General features: G+C 62.6%; 6 protein-coding genes and 1 pseudogene. 4 read left to right on the top strand and 3 right to left on the bottom strand.

Features of this window, described 5'->3' with window-relative positions:
* Positions 1-9: 9 nt before the first annotated feature.
* Positions 10-14,046, bottom strand: a complete 14,037-nt coding sequence (locus tag HX812_RS22880; RefSeq protein ID WP_038846634.1) for a non-ribosomal peptide synthase/polyketide synthase — start codon at positions 14,044-14,046, stop codon at positions 10-12.
* 209 nt (positions 14,047-14,255) lie between these two features.
* Between HX812_RS22880 and HX812_RS22875 the strand changes: the two genes are divergently transcribed.
* Both HX812_RS22875 and HX812_RS22870 read left to right on the top strand, forming a co-directional pair.
* A complete protein-coding gene (locus tag HX812_RS22875; protein WP_038846635.1) occupies positions 14,256-14,507 on the top strand; it encodes a type II toxin-antitoxin system HicA family toxin in 252 nt (83 codons plus the stop codon).
* On the top strand, positions 14,504-14,869 hold the full coding sequence (locus HX812_RS22870; RefSeq protein WP_038846637.1) for a type II toxin-antitoxin system HicB family antitoxin: 366 nt from the start codon (positions 14,504-14,506) through the stop codon (positions 14,867-14,869). Before HX812_RS22875 ends, HX812_RS22870 begins: the two co-directional genes overlap by 4 nt.
* Here HX812_RS22870 and HX812_RS22865 read toward each other — a convergent pair whose 3' ends face one another.
* Positions 14,870-16,042 carry an MFS transporter gene (locus HX812_RS22865; RefSeq protein ID WP_038846640.1) on the bottom strand — a complete coding sequence of 391 codons (1,173 nt, stop codon included), beginning with the start codon at positions 16,040-16,042 and terminating at the stop codon, positions 14,870-14,872.
* Between the two features lie 141 nt (positions 16,043-16,183).
* Here HX812_RS22865 and HX812_RS22860 point away from each other — a divergent pair, with 141 nt between their 5' ends.
* Complete coding sequence (locus tag HX812_RS22860; RefSeq protein ID WP_033897425.1) at positions 16,184-16,771, top strand: TetR/AcrR family transcriptional regulator; 588 nt, start codon at positions 16,184-16,186, stop codon at positions 16,769-16,771.
* On the opposite strand, the gene HX812_RS22855 is transcribed toward HX812_RS22860, so the two are convergent.
* Positions 16,755-18,110 (bottom strand): MATE family efflux transporter, encoded by a 1,356-nt coding sequence (locus tag HX812_RS22855; protein ID WP_038846643.1) that lies wholly within the window; start codon positions 18,108-18,110, stop codon positions 16,755-16,757. The two genes, HX812_RS22860 and HX812_RS22855, sit on opposite strands and share 17 nt — an antisense overlap.
* Before the next feature lie 254 nt (positions 18,111-18,364).
* Here HX812_RS22855 and HX812_RS32450 point away from each other — a divergent pair.
* A pseudogene (locus tag HX812_RS32450) lies at positions 18,365-18,880 on the top strand (MCP four helix bundle domain-containing protein); the annotation flags it as partial.
* Between the last annotated feature and the right edge of the window lie 47 nt (positions 18,881-18,927).

The raw sequence follows: 18,927 nt of genomic DNA, 5'->3' as shown, positions 1-18,927 counted from the left end.
AAGCATGGTTCAAATCGCCTCTAGTTCGCTCAAAAAGTCACGAAGATCATCAAAATCTTCCGCGCTGCCGGCACGGAAGGTGGCGGCGGCCTGTACATAGGCGCGCAGCGTTTCGGTCTGGAACACTTCCAGCAGCGGCACTTCCAGGCCCAGCTCGGCCTGGACCCGTGAGGTAATCTGGATCGCCAGCAGGGAATGGCCGCCCACTTCAAAGAAGTTATCGTTCAGGCCCACTTGCGGCAGGCGCAGCACCTCGGCCCAGATCGCGGCGATCTGCTGCTCAAGCTCAGTTTCCGGGGCCACATAGGCTTGTTGCAGCAGGCTTGCGTCCGGTTGCGGCAAGCCTTTGCGGTCGAGTTTGCCGTTGGGCGTCAGCGGCATCTGCGCCAGGAACATGAAGTGCGCTGGCACCATGTAGTCCGGCAGGCGGGTTTTCAGGGCGCGGCGCAGGCTGTCGCGGAACTCCGCCTGGTCGGCCAGGTTGGCATCGGCCGGCACCACGTAGGCCACCAGTTGCTTGCCGGTCGGGCCATCCTGGGTGACCACCACGGTTTCGCCAACGTTGTCCTGCTCACGCAAGCGCGCCTCGATCTCGCCCAATTCGATACGGAAACCACGGATCTTCACCTGATGGTCGACGCGACCGAGGTAATCCACCACCCCATCCGGGCGGCCACGGGTCAAGTCGCCGCTGCGATACACGCGGCTACCGGGCTTGCCGAACGGGTCCGGTACAAAGCGCTCAGCCGTCAGTGCCGGACGCTCCAGATAACCTCGGGCCACGCCCTCGCCGCCCAGGTACAACTCGCCGGCCACGCCGATCGGTTGCAGGTTGAGCTGCGAGTCGAGCACGTAGCCGCTGCGGTTGCCCAACAGGGTGCCGATTGGGGCATAAACCGCGCCGCACGGATCGCCCCGGCGGGCTTTCCACAGCAACGGCGTGACCACGGTTTCAGTCGGGCCGTAGCCGTTGAACAGGTAGGTCGGTTTGAGCGCGCGCCACGCCAGGTCATAACTGGCCTGGGCGACCGCGTCACCGCCAAAGCAGTACACACGGACCTTCGGTGGGTTGCCGTCACGCTCGGCATGTTCGGCCAGCTGTTGCAGGTACACCGGCGGGAACACCGCCATGGTCACGTTATGGCGATGCATTTGCTGGTAGGTGTATTCCGGCAGCCACAGGCTGTCGTCACGGATCAACACGCTGGCGCCGTTGATCAACGGGTGCATCCAGCCTTCGTGGGAGCCGTCGAAGGCGAACGACATGAAGTGCAGTTCGCAATCGACCGGGGATGTTTCATAACGCTCGCCGGTCGCGATGATGTGCGCCACCAACGGGCCGTGGGACACCGCCACACCCTTGGGCAGGCCGGTGGAGCCGGAGGTGTAGATCACGTAGGCGAGGTTGTCGCCGTCCAGTTTCACGTCCGGTGCGGTGTCGCGGTAATCAGCCCAGTCTTCGCTGCGATCAATCGTCAGAGTGTCCAAGCCCTCGGGAATCGGCAATTGCTGCAACGCGCGGCTATGGGTCAGCAACAATTGCGCACGGCTGTCTTGCATCATGTAGAGCAGGCGGTCACGTGGGTATTCGATGTCCAGCGGCACATACACGCCACCGGCTTTCATCACCGCCAGGAACGCCACCATGATTTCAGCACTGCGCGGCATGGCAATCGCCACGCGCACTTCCGGGCCGACACCACGGGCGATCAACGCGTGGGCCAGGCGATTGGCCTGGCGGTCCAGCTCGCCGTAGGTGAGTGTCTGTGCATCGAACTTCACCGCCACGGCCTGCGGGGTTTCACGGGCACGATCAGCCACCCGCTCGTGCACCAGACGCTCGGCCGAGAAGCCGGCGTCGGTCTGGTTCCACAGTTGCAGGATGTGCTGTTGCTCATCCGGGCCCATCAGTTTCAATTGGCTGATGGGTTGCTGTTGATCGGCAACCATCGCCTGCAACAGGTTCTGCCAGTGGCCAGCCATGCGCTCGATAGTCGCCGGGGCGAACAGGTCGGTGGCGTAACTCAGCGAGGCACGCAGCGTCGCCTGGCTTTCTTCCACGTCCAGTGCCAGGTCGAACTGCGCCACGTCTTCATCCCAGCTCAGCACCTCGACGTCCAGCTCGGCAAGGCGCTGCAAATGATGGTCGGCCGAGGTCACGCGATGGTTGAACAACACTTGGAACAGCGGGCTGAGGCTCATGCTGCGCTCAGGTTGCAAGGCTTCGACCAGTTGCTCGAACGGCAAGTCCTGATGGGCCTGGGCCTCAAGTGAACGCTGGCGGGCCTGTTGCAGCAGTTGCACCACGCTCATCTGCCCGTGGATATCGGCCTTGAGCACCTGGGTATTAACGAAAAAGCCGATCAGCCCTTCGGTTTCCAGGCGATTGCGGTTGGCAATCGGCACGCCGACACGCACGTCTTCCTGGCCGCTGTAGCGGTGCAGCAACGCCTGGTAGGACGCCAACAGCACCATCGGCAACGTCACGCCGACGCTCTGCGCCAAGCGACGCAGACCGGCCAGGAGCTGCGGCTGCAGTTCAATACCCAGACGCGCGCCACGGTGACTTTGAACCGCTGGGCGCAGGTAATCGAAAGGCAACTCCAGTACCGGCTGCACGCCGCCCAACTGGGCCTGCCAGTAGGCCAATTGGCGGGCCTTTTCACCGGCCTCCATCCAGTTGCGCTGCCACAGGGCGTAGTCGGCATATTGAATCGGCAAGGTCGGCAAATCGGGCATCTGCCCCTGGCTGAAGGCGGCATAGAGCTGCACCAGCTCCTCGACCATCAATTGCATCGACCAGCCATCGGACACGATGTGGTGCTGCACCAGTACCAGCACATGTTCGTCTTCACTCAGGCGCAGCAGCTTGGCACGCAGGAGCGGCCCGCGCAGCAGCTCGAACGGTTGCGCAACGACGCCAGCGACGCGTGCCCTTAGGCTGGCTTCATCTGCTTCGGCCAAGTCGATTTCAATCAGGCCCGAGTCTTCAATCACCTGCACCGTGCCAGCGGCGTCCTGGCGCAAATGGGTGCGAAGGCTTTCATGGCGTGCCAGCAAGGTGTCGAAACTGCGTTGCAGTGCGGACAAGCCCAACGGGCCTTTCAAACGTAATGCGCTGGGGATGTGATACGCCGTGCTGTGCGGGTCCAACTGCCAGAGGAACCATTGGCGTTCCTGGGCATAGGACAGCGGCAACGGTTGGCTGCGATCGACCTTAAGCAACGCTGGCGCCGTCACGCCCTCCTCACCCAGCGCCCGCACAAAGTCGCCCAGCAACGGGTGTTCAAACAGGGTCTTGAGCGCCACTTCCAACGCCAGAGCCTGGCGAACCCGCGACACGATGCGCGTGGCCAGCAGTGAATGCCCGCCGAGTTCGAAGAAGTGGTCGTCGAGACCGACCTGCGGCAGGTCCAGCACTTCGGCCCAAATGGCCGCGACCTGTTGCTCACGTGGCGTCACTGGCGCGACATGGCCCTTGCTCAGCAGCGATGCGTCCACGGCCGGCAATGCTTTGCGGTCCAGCTTCCCGTTGGGGGTCAGCGGCAGGCTGTCGAGGAACATCAGGTGCGCCGGCACCATGTAGTCCGGCAGGCGTTCGCGCAGGGCGGCCTTGTAGACCTCTGGCGCATCAGGCGCAGTGCTGACCAGATAAGCGATCAGGCGGTCGTTGTCGGCCAGGACCACGGCCTCGCGCACGCCGGCATGCTCGCGCAGGCAGGCTTCGATTTCGCCGAGTTCAATGCGGAACCCACGCACCTTGACCTGATGGTCGACCCGGCCGATGTACTCCACCACACCGTCGACGCGGTAGCGGGCCAGGTCGCCGGTGCGATACAGACGCTCACCGGGCTCGCCATACGGGTTGGGCACAAAGCGCTCGGCCGTCAGTGCAGGGCGCTCGTGGTAACCCCGCGCCAGGCCAACGCCGCCGATCAGCAGCTCACCAGCCGCGCCTACCGGGCAGGGTGTCAACCCGGCGTTGAGGATGAACAATGCGGTATTGGCGATAGGCCGCCCGACCAAAGGCTGCGCCACGTGCAGGCGATGGGCGGCCGACCAAATGGTGGTTTCCGTCGGTCCATACAGGTTCCACAAAGTCCCCCGCAGGTCGAGCAGACGCTGGGCCAGGTCCGTCGGCAACGCTTCGCCGCCGCACAGGCTCTTGATGCCGTGCAGCAGTGGCGCACGCGGGCTCTCCAGCAGCATGCGCCAGGTCGATGGTGTGGCTTGCAGTACGTTGGCGGACTGGCTGTGCACCAGGTCAATGATCGCTTCCGGGTCGAGGGCCAGTGCCTGGTCACTCAACAACACGGTGGCGCCCACCGCCAGCGGCACAAAGAGCTCCAGGGCGAAGATATCGAACGAGAATGTCGTCAGCGACAACATCCGCGCTTCAGCAACGATGCCCAGCGTGTCGGCCATCCCACAGGTAAAGCTGCACAACGCCTGGTGGCGCACCATCACCCCCTTGGGCTTGCCCGTGGAACCGGAGGTGTAGATCACGTAGGCCAGGTGTTCCGGTGTGACATTGACGTGCGGGTTGTGCTCGGCAGCGTCGGCATCCTCGACCATCAGCACCTGTAGCCCCTGCGGCTGTACCAGACGACCCTCAAGAGGTGGCTGGGTCAGCAACACGCGAGCGCGGCTGTCTTCAAGCATGTAAGCCAAACGGTCCGCCGGGAACTGCGGGTCGAGCGGTACATACGCGCCACCGGCCTTGAGGGTCGCCAGCAAGCCGACCACCATCTCCAGGGAGCGCTCGACATGCACCGCCACCAGCACGTCCGGCCCCACACCGGCCGCGATCAGGCGATGGGCCAGGCGATTGGCGCGGCGGTTGAGTTCGCCGTAGCTGAGGGCTTGGCCATTGAATTGCAGTGCCAGCGCGTCCGGTTGTGCCAGGGCTTGAGCCTCGAACAGTTGCTGGACGCAGCGCTCGCGGGGATAGTCGACAGCCGTGTCGTTCCAGCTCTCGACCATCTGTTGCCAGTGCGACGCGTTGAGCATCGCCAGTTCGTCCACCGCTTGCGATGCATCGCGCACCACGGCGCGCAGCAGGTTTTGCCAGTGCTCGGCCAAGCGCTCGACGCTCGCGGCGTCGAACAGGTCGGTGGCATAGGTCAGGGACGCCCACAGACCGTCAGCGGACTCTTCAGTCTCCAGGTTCAGGTCGAACTGTGTGCTGTGCCCGGTCCAGTCGACCGGCTGCAAGTCCAGGCCAGGCAACCGCACCGACGTGGCGCGCAGGTTGTCCTGGTGGTTGAACATCACTTGGAACAGCGGGTTGTGGCTGAGACTGCGCTCCGGTTGCAGGGCTTCCACCAGCTGTTCAAACGGCAGGTCCTGGTGAGACTGAGCTTGCAGGGCGTGCTGCTTGACCTGGGCGAGCAATTGCTCAAATGCCATCTGCCCGTGCACGTCCGCCTGTAACACTTGGGTGTTGACGAAAAAGCCGACCAGACGCTCGGTTTCCAGGCGATTGCGGTTGGCGATCGGCACGCCCACGCGAATCTGCGACTGGCCGCTGTAGCGATGCAGCAAGGTCTGGAACGACGCCAGCAGCACCACGAACAGGGTCACGTCCTGACGCTGGGCCAGGGCCTTGAGTTCAGCCACCAACCCACTGTCCAGATGGACTTGCCGGCGCGCGCCGCGATGGCTTTGCACCGCAGGGCGCGGATGGTCCAGGGGCAACTCCAGCACCGGATGCTCGGTGCCCAGGCGTGTGCACCAGTAATCGAGCTGGCGCTGTTTTTCACCGGCCGCCATCCACTCGCGTTGCCACAGGGCATAGTCGGCATATTGGATCGGCAGCGCAGCCAACGGGGTGTGGCCCTGATAGAGCGCCACCAGCTCGTCGACCATCACTTGCATAGACCAACCGTCGGAGATGATGTGGTGCTGGGTGATTACCAGCACATGGTGCTCAGGCTCGACCTCCAGCAATTTGACGCGCATCAGCGGGCCAGTCACCAGGTCGAACGGGCGCTGGATTTCCTGCGCCACGGCGTGCTCGATGGCCGAGGCCTCCACGCGCTGCTGTTCGATCGGCATAGCCAGGCTTGGATGAATGACTTGCCAGGTGTGCTCGCCCTCTTCCACAAAGGTGGTGCGCAACGGTTCATGACGGTTCACCAGGGCCTGGAGCGCCTGCTCCAACGCCGCGACATCCAGCTTGCCGCGCAGGTGCAGCGCACTCGGCACATGATAGGCAGCGCTGGCCGGGTCGAGTTGCCAGAGGAACCATTGGCGTTCCTGGGCAAACGACAGCGCCAGCGGCTGGTCACGTGTCACTGCCACAAGCGGCAGTGCCGTGGTGGCCTGCAACCCTGCGCAAGCGGCTGCGAAGGCTTCCAGCGTCGGCTGTTCGAACAGCGTGCGCAAAGGCACTTCCAGCTTGAGGTCATGGCGTACCCGCGAGACCACTTGGGTGGCCAGCAGCGAATGGCCGCCACGCTCGAAGAAGTGGTCATTGAGGCCCACCTGCTCCACCTGCAACACGGCTTGCCAGATGGCGGCCAGTTGCATTTGCAGGGCATTGTGCGGGGCCGCATAGGCCTGGCGCGCTTGATTCAGGTCGGGGGCCGGCAGCGCACGACGGTCGAGCTTACCGTTGCTGTTCAACGGCAACGCATCGAGGATGACCCAATGCCCCGGCACCATGTAGTCCGGCAGGGACTGGCGCAAGGTGGCGGCCAATGCGGGCAAGTCCAGGGACTGCCCATTGACGGGCACCACGTACGCCACCAATTGCGTGCCCGTCGCACTCGACTGCGCGATGACGGCGGCTTCGCGCAACTGCGGCACGGCTTGCAGGCTGGCTTCGATCTCGCCCATTTCCACGCGGAAACCACGGATCTTCACTTGATGATCGATGCGCCCGACATACTCAAGCGCACCCGCCGCGTTGTAACGGGCCAGGTCGCCGCTGCGATAGAGACGCGAACCCGGCACGGCAGAAAACGGGTCCGGCAAGAAGCGTTCAGCGGTCAGCGCCGGACGGTCGAAATAGCGCTGGGCCAGGCCGTGTTCGGCGCCGATGCACAATTCGCCAACACCCTCTGTTGCCAACAGGTCGAAACCGCTGTCCAGCACATACAAGGAGCGCCCCTGGATCGCCCGGCCAATCGGCACGCCAAACGCGTCGCTGGCATCCGCCAACTGGCAGTCGTGCACGCTGGACACCACCGTTGCCTCGGTAGGCCCGTAGGTATTGACCAGGCGCACATTGCCCAGGCCAGCGGCGTGCCAGGCGCGCAGCCCTTCCACCGACATCGCCTCGCCGCCCACATGCACTTGGCGCAGGTTGCCCAGGCGGCGTGGGTCGACAGCACATTCCTTGGCGAGCAAGTACCAGTAAGCGGCCGGCAAATCCGCCAGGGTCACGCCTTGCTCGACGATTTCCCGGGCCAATTGCCCGGCGTCCCACAGCTCATCGCCGCGCATGATCAACGCAGCGCCGACACACAGGGGTGGGTAGCATTGCTCGACGAAACCGTCGAAGCTGAAGGTCGCGAATTGCAGCACGCGGTCCGCAGCACTCAAGCGGCTGTAGGCCTCGGCGCTGTCGCAGAATTGACCGAGGGCGGCATGATCGATGGCCACACCCTTGGGCTGGCCAGTGGAGCCGGAGGTGTAGATCACATACGCAAGGTCAGCGGCGCTTGTGTGATTGAGTGGATTGGTCGACGGGTAGTCTGCCAACTCTGTGCCGGAGGCGGTGAAGTCCACACGCTCCAGCCCTTGAGGCAGCGGCAGGTCGGCAAGCAACCCGATTTCGCTGAGCAGCAGATCGAGGCGGCTGTCCGACAGCATGTAGGTCAGGCGATCCACCGGGTAGCTCGGGTCGAGCGGCACATAGGCGGCGCCGCTTTTGAGCACGGCGAGCAAGCTGACAATCAATTGCGGACCGCGTCGAGCCGCCAGGCCGACGCGTTGGCCAGGCCCAACGCCCAGCGCCAACAGGCGATGGGCCAGACGGTTGGCGTGAGCATTGAGCTGTGCATAGCTCAAGCGTGCATCGCCTGCTTGTACCGCCAGCGCCTCCGGCGTGGCAGCGGCCTGGGCGGCGATACGTTCGTGCACGCGCAGGTCATTTTGTGCGGCACCTGCCGACTGGCTGAGGGCGAGCACGTCGCGCTGGGCAACGGTGTCGAGCAGACGCAGATTGCCAAGCGGTGCCTGGGCATCGGCGAGCATCTGAACCAGCAAATGTTGCAGGTTGCCACTCAGTCGAGCGACCTGCTGTGCGCTGAAACGCGCTTGGTCATAGCCAAACTCCAGGCGCAGGCTGGTGCCTAACTCAATCCCCAGGGTCAGCGGATAGTGGGTCTGTTCATGGTTGTGCAGGCGGCCGAACGCCAGGCCGGCGGGAGCGCCTTGTTTCAAGGCTTCAGCCACCGGGAAGTTTTCAAACACCAGCAAGGTGTCGAACAGCGCACTACCCTGCTGCCCCGCCCAGCCCTGGATGTCATACAGCGGCACATGTTCGTGGTCGCGCAGGCTCAGGTTGAGCGCTTGCAGTTCGCTCAGCCAGCCGGCAACCGACTGCGCGGGCGAGGCTGTGCTGATGATGGGCAGTGTGTTGATGAACAGGCCCAGTTGTTGTTCGATCCCCGGCAATGGCGCCGAGCGGCCTGCGACAGTGGCACCAAAGGCCACGCAGTCTTGCCCGGTATAGCGTTGCAACAACAGGCTCCAGGCGCCTTGCAGCACAGTATTGAGGGTGACTTTCTGGCGGCGGGCAAACTCACCGAGGGCCTGCGTGAAATCGCCCTTCAGCAGCACCTGATGATCGGCCATTCCCTTGCCGTCGGTCGGCACACGCAGCGCCTGGGCCAGCAAGGTCGGCGTTTGCAACGGTGCCAGGCTGGTTTTCCAGAACGCTTCACCTGAGGCTTGCTGCTGCAACCACCCCAGGTAATCACGGAACTGCCCCAGCGGCGTCGGCACGTGTTGCCCGGCGTAGTGAGCGATGACTTCGCCGAGCAACTGGGCGTTACTCCAGCCGTCCATGAGGATGTGGTGGCTGGTGAAAATCAGATGCCAGGCGGTGCCGGCACCGCGCACCAGCATCAGGCGAAACAGCGGCGCCGCATTCAGCACAAAGCCTTTGCCGCGCTCGGCAGCGGCGAGCGCATCAAAGTCGGCGTCGATGTCTTCGATGACTTGCAACTGCACATCCACCTGGCGCTGGATCACCTGGTGGGCGCTTTCCAGACCGAGCCAGTGGAAGCTGCTGCGCAGGATGTCATGGCGGTCCAGCGCGGCCTGCCAGGCCCGACCGAATGCCAGCAAGTCCAACCCGTCGATGTCCAGGCGCAACTGGTTGATGTAAGCCTCGGCCTCGGGCTCGTACAGCGTATGGAACAACATACCCTGCTGCATCGGCGACAGCGGGTAGACATCGGCAATCGCCGGCCCGGCGATGGGCAAGGCGTCCAACTGCGGCTGGGTCAGGCGTGCCAACGGAAAATCGGAAGGGGTGACTTGCCCTGCCGGCGTGTCGCAGCAATGCTCGATCAAGGCCTTGAGTTCGGCCACGTAGTCATCCGCCAGGCGCTGGACCGTCGCGACATCGAACATCTCACGGCTGAAACCCCACTGCAGGGCCAGTTCACCGCCATACACCTGCCCTTCCACCGTCAGCCAGTTAGCCAGCGGCGCCTCGGGATCCTGGGCCTGCCCACTGCCTTGGGCAGCCGGAACGAACAGCGCCGACTCGTTGAACTGGCGGTCGAACTGGCCCAGGTAGTTGAAGGTGATGCGCGGTGTAGCCAGGTTCGACAGGGCTTCACGGGCGTCAGGCGTCCCGAGATAGCGCAGCAGGCCGTAGCCGATGCCCTTGTGCGGTATGGCGCGCAGTTGCTCTTTCACCGATTTGATTGCACCCGACAGCTCGCCATCGGCTTGCAGGCGTACCGGGAACAGGCTGGTGAACCAGCCGACAGTGCGGCTCAGGTCAACCGTGTCGAACAGGTCTTCGCGGCCATGGCCTTCCAGTTGGATCAGCGCGGCGGGCTGTTCGCTCCAGCGGCTGATGACCCGTGCGAGTGCGGTCAGCAGCAGGTCGTTGACCTGGGTGCGGTAGGCCGCTGGCGCGTCTTGCAGCAGTTGACGGGTACGTTCGGTACTCAGGCGAATTTCGACTTTGCTGCCCAAGCGGTTTTGCAGGCCGCCCTGGGGGTTATCGCACGGCAGATCGGCGCTAACAGTCTGGGCCTGCCAGTACGGCAGTTGCTCGCCCAGCGTCAACGCATGGGCCTGCAATTGCTGCGCCCACAGTTGATAGGCACTGGTCTTGGCCGGCAACGCGGCATTGCGGTAAGCCTGTTGCAGGTCTTCGAGCAGGATGCGCCACGATACGCCGTCTACCGCCAGGTGATGCACCACCAACAGCAAGCGCTGGGCGCCGTCGGCCATCGCCACCAGGGCAGCACGCAACAACGGGCCCTGCTCAAAGTCAAGACTGCGCTGGGCTTCGTCGCAGAGTGCGGCCAACTCAGCGTCGTCAGCGACTTGGGTTTGCCACACCTCAGCCGTTGTCACGGGCTCGGCATGGGTTTGCCGCCACCCGTCAGCCTGTTGCACAAACCGCAGGCGCAGGGCGTCGTGGTGGTTGATCAGTTGGGTCAAAGCCGCTTCAAGCCGTGCAGGTTCCAGGGTTTCCCGTGGCGTCAGCAGCAGCGACTGGTTCCAATGCTGACGCGCTGGAATCGCCTGCTCAAAAAAGCTGTGCTGCACAGGCGTAAGGATCACCTCGCCGGTGACCGGCCCCTGGTCGATGATCGTCGCCTGCTCGAAAGTCGCCACACGCGCCAGGCTGCGGATGTTCTGGTACTGGAACAGGTCCCGCGGGTTGAGGCGAATCCCCGCCTGGCGCGCACGGCTGACCACCTGGATGGAGATGATCGAATCGCCGCCCAGCTCGAAAAAGTTGTCTTCCAGGCCGATCTGCTCCACACCCAGCACATCGCTCCAGATGGCAGCCAGGGCTTTTTGCAGGTCATTTTCCGGTGCGACATAAGCCTGTTGTGGCGCAGCATCCGGCACCGGCAAGGCCTTGCGGTCGAGCTTGCCGTTGGCGGTCACCGGCAGCTTGGCCAAGTACATTATATGGGTGGGTACCATGTACTCCGGCAGGCTGCTCAGCAGCCAGGCCTTGAGATCGACCGGCGCCTGGTCTTCCAGCACCAGGTAGGCCACCAACTGCTTGCCGCCCTGCACAAGTACCACCGCCTCGCGCACCGAGGGGTGCTGCATCAGGCGCGTCTCGATTTCACCCAGCTCGATGCGCAGGCCACGCAGCTTGACCTGATGGTCGAGGCGGCCGAGGTATTCGATGACGCCATTGGCGCGCTGACGCACGCGGTCACCCGTGCGGTACAGACGCGTGCCGTCACCGAAAGGACTGGGCACAAAACGTTCGGCAGTAAGTGCCGGACGTCGATGATAACTACGAGCCAGGCCAGTGCCGCCCAGGTACAGCTCGCCGCTGACGCCAGCGGGAACCGGGTTGAGCTGGGCATCGAGCACGTAGGTGCCGAGGTTAGCGATGGGGCGGCCGATGGGCACGCTGTCGGCGCCTTCGTCGACGCAGGTCCAATGGGTGACGTCGATGGCTGCTTCGGTCGGCCCGTAGAGGTTGAACAGACCGGCCTGGGGCAACTTGGCGAACACCTGCAATTGCGCATCCAGCGGCAAGGCTTCGCCGCTGCATACGATGCGCTTGAGGCGGGTGCAAGCCTGCACGCCCGGCTCATGGATAAACGCCTGGAGCATCGAGGGCACGAAGTGCAACGTGGTAATGCGGTGCTGCCCAATCGTCTCGATCAGGCGTGCCGGTTCGCGATGCTCGCCAGGCGCCGCGACCACCAGGCGTGCGCCGGTCATCAGCGGCCAGAAGAACTCCCACACCGAGACGTCAAAGCTGAACGGGGTTTTCTGCAGGACCGCATCGCTGGCGTCCAGGCCATAGGCCTGCTGCATCCAGCACAGGCGGTTGACCAGCGCGCGATGGCTGTTGCCGGCGCCCTTGGGCTTGCCGGTGGAGCCGGAGGTGTAGATCACGTAGGCCAGGTTCAGCGCGTGAAGGGTGACGTTTGCCGAGTCGGTGCTGTAGCCATCGAGCCAGTTGGCGGGCTGGTCCAGGGCAATCACCTGAATGCCCTCGACAGGCAGGTTTGGCAACAGGCTGTGCTGACTGAGCAACAACTGAATGCCACTGTCTTCGATCATGTAGGCCAGGCGTTCCTGAGGATATTCAGGATCCAACGGGACGTAGGCGCCACCCGCCTTGAGAATGGCCAGCAGACCGACCACCATTTCAATCGAGCGCTCCACGCAGATGCCGACCAGCACGTCCGGGCCTACGCCCTTCTCGCGCAAGGCATGGGCCAACTGGTTGGCGCGAGCATCCAACTGCGCATAGGTCAGCGTTGTGGCACCGAACACCAGCGCGAGCGCGTCGGGCGCGAGCTGCACTTGGTCTTCAATCAGGTGATGGATGCCGCGCTCGGTCGGATAAGCCTCGGCGGTCTGGTTCCAGTTGAGGACCAGCACTTGCTGCTCATCCGCATCCAGCATCGGCAACTCACCGATGCGCTGCTCACCGTCAGCCACCATGGCTTGCAGCAAGCGGATCCAATGCCCGGCCATGCGCGCGACGGACGCCGCGTCGAACAGGTCATTGGCGTAGGTCAACGCGGCGTGCAGGGTGCCGGATTTTTCATAGGTGTCGAGGGTCAGGTCGAACTGAGTGGTGCGGCTTTGCCACTCCACCAGCGCCAGCTCCAGGCCAGAGGCCGTGCTGACGCTCGCAATATCAGCGACCACCGGCTGGTGGTTGTACATGACCTGAAACAACGGCGTATGGCTGAGGCTGCGCTCGACCTTGAGGGCCTCCACCAGGCGCTCGAACGGCAATTCCTGATGGGCCTGGGCGCCCAGTGCATGCTCCTTGATGCTTTGCAGCAGCTCAGTGATAAGGGTTTGCCCGCTCAGCTCGGTGCGCAGCACTTGGGTGTTGACGAAAAAGCCGATCAGCCCTTCGACTTCAGTACGGTTGCGGTTGGCGATTGGCACGCCGACACGGATATCGCCTTGCCCTGTATAGCGATGCAGCAACACGTTGAACGCGCCGAGCAACAGCATGAACAGGGTAACGTTGTGTTTTTGCGCAACGCTGCGCAGTTGTACAGCCAGCGCGGGTTCAATCGCGAAGTTATGGCGTGTGCCCTGGTAGCTCGGCATGGCAGGGCGTGGGCGGTCCGTGGGCAGTTCCAGTACCGGGTGTTCATCGCCCAGGCGCGCCTGCCAGTACTCCAATTGGCGGGCCTGCTCACCGGCTTCCAACCAGCGACGTTGCCACAGGGCGTAGTCGCTGTACTGGATCGGCAAGGCCGGCAGTTGCGGTGCTTCATTGCGTTCATGGGCGTCGTAGCAGCGGATGAACTCCTCAATCAGCACATTCATCGACCAACCGTCGGAGACGATGTGGTGCAAGGTCAGCAGCAACACGTGCTCCTGCGTGTCGAGCGTGAGCAATTGCACGCGCAACGGTGGGCCGTTCTCCAGATCGAACGGCAGCAGCGATTGACGGATCGCGGCGTCGTTGACGGCTTGTTCGCGCTCAGCGGGAGCCAGGTGACTCAGGTCGAGTTGATCGACGGCCAACGGCGTTGCTGTCGCCACTTGCAACAGGCGCTCATCGGCCTGTTGCTGGAACACCGTGCGCAGGGTTTCGTGCCGCGCGACCAGGCTAGAAAACGCCTGTTCCAACGCACCCAGGTTCAACGTGCCTTTGAGGCGTACAGCGCCCGGCAGGTTGTAGGCGCCACTGGCCGGGTCCAATTGCCAGAGAAACCACATGCGCTGCTGCGCGTAGGACAGCGCCTGGCGATCCTCCGCCTCCACCCCTGCCGGAATCGGAAACCGGGAAAAATCCACCCCTTCTTTCTGCAAGGCCTGCAGGAACAATTGGCGCTTTTCCAGGGGCAACCCGATAAACCGGCGAGCAAGTTTCAAGGAGTCTTCAGCATTCATTTCTTGGAGTCCGGAGCAATAGGCGGGAAGCACAAAGGCACGTCGTCCCTATAAAACGAACCGGACAGGGAAAAATTAGCGGGGAGTGGAAGGCGTGGAGCGAGGTGTCATCAAGGGTTACATCAATCTCAGCAAAGACATCCAAACCCGAGCTAGCATTGACGAACACCACTTTTTGCAACTACATTTAGTTACACGCAGGGAACGCCGTGTCCAAAAATGAAAAGCTGCTCGCCAAACTGCTCAATGAGCACATGGCATTTACCTGGCCTGAGCTCGTAACGCTGCTGCGTCGACTGGGCTACACACAGATTGAAGGGGCTGGAAGCCGGGTCAAGTTCGACATCGGCGACCCCAGTGCAATGATCACCTTGCACAAGCCTCACCCTGGCAACGAACTGAAACACTACATTCGGCGCCAGATCATCGAACAATTGAAATCAGGAGAACTGATTCAGTGAACAACCAACTGAAACACAAGGGCTACATCGGCTCCATCGAAGCCAGCGTCGAAGACAACTGCCTGTTCGGCAAGATTCTGTTCATCAAGGCGTTGGTGAGCTACGAAGGTAAAACCGTCGCTGAGCTGGACGCTGCATTTCGTGAGGCGGTGGATGACTACCTCGTCACTTGCCAGACCCTAGGGCATACCCCGGAGAAGCCCTGTAAAGGTTCCTTCAATGTTCGGGTCGGCCATGACCTGCACTTGGCGGCAGCCCTGGCGGCAACCCGTAAAAAGGTGACCCTCAATGACCTGACGCGCCAGGCCTTGAACGAGTTTTTACAGCATCATGACAATGATGCATGCCCTGCGGTTAGCTGATTAGCCCAACCGCCGATAACCCAACACTGCCGCCCCCAGCACCACCGCGCCCGCCGCCAACGCCACGTAGAACCCGCTGGTGGCGCCAAAGTGGTCGATCATCCACCCGGAACTGGCAGCGCCAATGGCCACGCCAATGCTGAGGCCGGTGATCAGCCAGGTCATGCCTTCGGTCAAGCGGCTGGCGGGTACGATCTGCTCCACCAGGGCCATGGACACGATCAACGTAGGGGCGAAGAACAACCCGGAGATAAAGATCGCCACCGCGAGCCCCGGAATGTTAGTCACCAGCAGTAATGGCAAGGTGGTCAACGCCGTCGCCATGCCGCAGAACAGGAACTGCCGGGGCAGCGACGCCTGGAGTTTCAGGGTGCCGAACGCCAGCCCTGCCAGGCACGAGCCAATGGCGTACACCGACAACACGATGCTCGCCGCCGCCGGCCGGCCTTGATGCTGGGCAAAGGCGACGCTGACCACATCCACCACGCCGACAATCACGCCCATGGCCAGCAGCAGGATCATCAGGATCAGCACCGAGGGTGACGCAATCAGCCAGCGACCGTGGTTGCCCTGATGTGCATGCACGGGCGGTTCGGTCTCACGCTGCAATACAAAGGTGGTGACACCCACCGCCAGCAACAACGCGGCGACCAAAGGCCCCGCCTCCGGAAACAGCACGACGCTCAACCCGACCGAAATCGGCGGGCCGATGATAAAGCACACCTCGTCCAGCACCGACTCCAGGGCAAACGCGGTTTGCAGCTTGGGCTGGCCCCGGTACACCTCGGTCCAGCGCGCCCGCACCATGGCCGACATGTTGGGCATGCATCCGGCCAACGCGGCGAACAGGAACAGCAGCCAGTTCGGTGCTTGCAGACGCGTACACAGCAGCAACATCAACAACGCCCCGCCACCCATCAATGCGGCAATCGGCAGCACTCGGCCCTGACTGTATTGGTCCACCAGCCGCGACACCTGCGGCGCACAAAACGCCGTGGCCAAGGCAAAGACCGCTGCGACCGAGCCCGCCAGGCCATAGCCGCCATGCACCTGCGAGAGCATGGTGATCAAACCGATCCCCGTCATCGATACCGGCATGCGCGCCAGCATGCCCGCCAGCACAAAAGCCCGGGCGCCAGGGACCTGGAACAACTCGGCGTAAGGGTTTGCCATCCTGCTCGACCTCTTCATGAATGCCCCGAAACTTGCTATCCGCAAGAATCGAGGCAAAATACATACGGTGCGTATGTGATAAATCATGCTTAACATACGCGGCGTATGTCAATCTTTCCCTTGTCGATTGTGAGCCCTACCATGAGCCGAGCCCGTGCCGAAATGATCGAAGACACCCGCGCCCGGCTGATTGCCAGCGCGCGCCAGGCTTTTGCTACACAAGGTTACGCGAATACATCGATGGACGACTTCACCGCCCGTGCCGGCCTGACCCGAGGGGCGCTGTACCATCACTTTGGGGACAAGAAAGGTCTGCTGGCCGCCGTGGTTGCCCAACTCGACAGCGAGATGGACGCGCGTTTACAGCGCATCTCAGATGAAGCTTCAGACCTCTGGAGCGGCTTTTGCGAACGTTGCCGTGCCTACTTGCGCATGGCACAGGATGACGAAATCCAACGCATCGTATTGCAGGATGCGCCGGCCGTGCTGGGTGACACGGGCTCCCAGCAACACTGCGTGGAGTCATTGCGCCAACTGATTGAGGCGTTGATGCAGGCTGGAGCCGTCCCCCACGTCCCGAGCCTTGCGCTGGCGCAACTGATCAACGGCAGCCTGGTCAGCACTGCCCTGTGGATCGCCCGGGATGAACACCCGGACGAGCGACTCGAACAGGGCCTGTTAGGTCTTGAACTGCTGCTGCGCGGCCTGAGCCTCACACCAACCGCTTGATCTGCTTGTGTCGCCACACCAACCGGTAATACGCGGTCTGCAAGGCCAGCATGGCCAGGTAGGTCACCGGGAACGCCATCCACACGCCTTCCAGGCCAAAATGCGCGTTGAACAGGTAAGCCATCGGCAGCTCCACGCACAGCACGCAGAAAATCGAAATCACCACCGGCATCAGCACCACACCGCTGGCCCGCATGATCCCGCCCACCACCGCCTGGAAGCCAAACACCAGGATGCTCCACAGCATGATATGCAGCAGGTGCTCAGCGTTGACCCGTGCCGCATCGTCGGTAATGAACAGCCCGAGCAACCAGTGGGACAACACATAACCCAATACAATCAGGCCACCGGTGAGACACAGGTTGATCAATAACCCCGTGCGCAGAATCGGCCCGATACGCTCCAACCGCCCGGCACCAATCGCCTGGGCACCCAGGATCGAAGCGGTGATGGCAATCGACAAGGCCGGGAACTGCACGTAGTTGACGATCTGTGTCACCGCGCCATACGCCGCCGTGGCCTGGGAGCCGTGGCCGTTGACCAGGGCAAGGATGACCAATTCCGACAGCGACAGCACTACCATCTGGAGGCCGGTGGGCAAGCCGATGCGCAGGACTTTTCCGAGAATCACGCGGTCCAGGCGCAAGGCCGCAAGCAACTCACGATCGGGCGCCATCACATGATTCTTGTGGCGCAGGCGCAAGATCAAAAACAGCATGGCCAGGGCGTTACCCACCAGCCCGGCATACACCGCGCTCTGGATGCCCATGGGCGGCAGCCCGATCCAGCCGCCAATCAGGGCCGGGGTCAGCAACAGGCCGACCAGGGTCGACACCATCAACGCCAGCAACGGCGAGATCGTGTCGCTGACGCCACGCAGCAACTGGGTGTAGAGGATGAACACCAGCAATAACGGCATGATCAACATCATCTTCTGCGCATAGCCGACCGCATCGTCCAGCACATCAACCGGCGTGCCTAACGCCTGCAAGGCCGGGCGCGCAAACAGACTGCCCAGCACCGCTGCGATCACACCCACCAGCGCGCCCAGCGTCAAGGTTGCTCCGGTAATCACCTTGACCATCCCCGTTTCCTGCGCCCCCCAGGCTTGGCCGATCAACACTGAGGCGCCCGCCCCCAGGCCGATCACCAAGGCAATGAAGAAAAACACAATGGGGAACATGCCCGACACCGCCGCCAATGCTTGGGTGCCGAGCATTTGCCCGACATAGATGCCGTTGAGGGTGCCGGAAAAACTTTGCAGGAAGTTGGACAGCACCATCGGTGCCAGAAAGATCAGGTAGATCTGCCACAGCGGGCGTTGCAGAGGGCTTTGCATGAAAAACGGGGCCTCGGATCACTAAAGCGTCCGAGGGTTATACCGTAAGTGGATCCCATCTTCCTGTGCTTTCGGGTTCCACCACCCGGCAAGCGTCGCGCAGGCATTCGGGATATCCAGGTTTTATTCCATCAATTCGCTCGATGGCAGGGTCAGCAATTTCTGATTGGACGCGTGACAGGCGGGTCGATAGATTCCCCCGCGAAGATAGCTATTAGCCATCACCTCTCAACTCCCTGAATATCGAGCTTTCCATGAAAAAACCTGTCTCGTTGGCGATGCGTATCGGACTGGGCTTTGCGTCCACCCTGTCGTTGCTGGTGCTGATCACCGCCGTCGGTATCCAGCGCGTGGGTTTTATCGACAGCACCCTCAAGGACGTGGCCGAAAAAGCCGCCGTGGTGCAGCGCTATGCGATCAATTTCCGTGGCAGCGTGCACAACCGCGCCATCGCCATCCGCGATGCCGTATTGGTCAAGGATGAACCGTCGATCAACCGCCACCTGGCCGAGATCGACCAGCTCAAGCGCGATTACCAGGACTCTGCGGTGATGATGGATCGCCTGTTCGCCAACGCCGCCGCCAGCGCCGAAGAGTCCCGTCTTTTGGCTGATATCAAGGCCATCGAGACCCAGGCCCTGGCCTCCACCGAACGGGTGATCAGCCTGCGTCGCGGCAATGACATCGCCGGCGCCCAGGACTTGCTGCTGGCCCAGTCGTCGGCTCACTACACCGAATGGCTCAAACGCGTGAATGCCCTGATCGACTTCGAAGAAGCCCAGATCAAGCAACGCCTGGACACGGTGCAAGCCGCCGC

It is taken from the genome of Pseudomonas sp. IPO3749 (genome assembly GCF_013386605.1).
GTDB classification, from domain to species: Bacteria; Pseudomonadota; Gammaproteobacteria; order Pseudomonadales; family Pseudomonadaceae; genus Aquipseudomonas; species Aquipseudomonas azotoformans_A.
The sequence above is the reverse complement of the archived record's forward strand: the minus strand, read 5'-3'. Positions and strand labels throughout refer to the sequence as shown.